This is a genomic window from Pseudoalteromonas sp. SG43-6 (assembly GCF_014164365.1).
GTDB lineage: Bacteria > Pseudomonadota > Gammaproteobacteria > Enterobacterales > Alteromonadaceae > Pseudoalteromonas > Pseudoalteromonas rhizosphaerae.
The window spans coordinates 1-585 of sequence record NZ_JACJEZ010000155.1 but is presented as its reverse complement, the minus strand read 5'-3'; the positions used below and the strand labels follow the sequence as shown (position 1 = coordinate 585).

General features: G+C 40.2%; 1 protein-coding gene. It reads left to right on the top strand.

Translation table 11 applies throughout. From position 1 onward, the window contains the following. Positions 1 to 585: DDE-type integrase/transposase/recombinase (locus H5201_RS22575; protein ID WP_182785464.1), on the top strand; the 585-nt coding region annotated here is incomplete at both ends.

Below are 585 nucleotides of genomic sequence, written 5' to 3'. Positions count from 1 at the left end.
AGAGCATTGAAGGCAGTACGTGCAAATGAAGTATACACTTGGGATATCACCTATTTACCAACGAGCGTAAAAGGGCAATTTTTATACTTATATTTAGTGATGGACATTTTTAGTCGAAAGGTTGTCGGTTGGCAAATTCACGACATACAATTAAGTGAATTAGCCGCAGATTTAATGAAGGATATTTGCAGTCGAGAGCAAATAAAGCGAGAGCAAATTACATTGCACTCAGATAATGGCAGCCCAATGAAAGGCGCGACATTGTTGGCAACATTACAGGAGTTAGGGATTGTGCCATCATTTAGTCGACCGTCAGTAAGTAATGACAATCCATACTCTGAGTCGTTATTTAAAACGTTAAAATATCGCTCAGACTACCCAGAAAAGCCATTTGCAGAAATAAGCACAGCAAGAAAATGGGTGGCAGGGTTTGTAGATTGGTACAATAACGAGCATTTGAACAGCGGTATAAAATTTGTCACGCCAAATCAGCGTCACTTAGGTTTAGATAAAGAAATATTAGCCAAGCGCCAGCAGGTAAACGATGCGGCTAGATTGAATAACCCTGGTCGTTGGTCAGGAAAA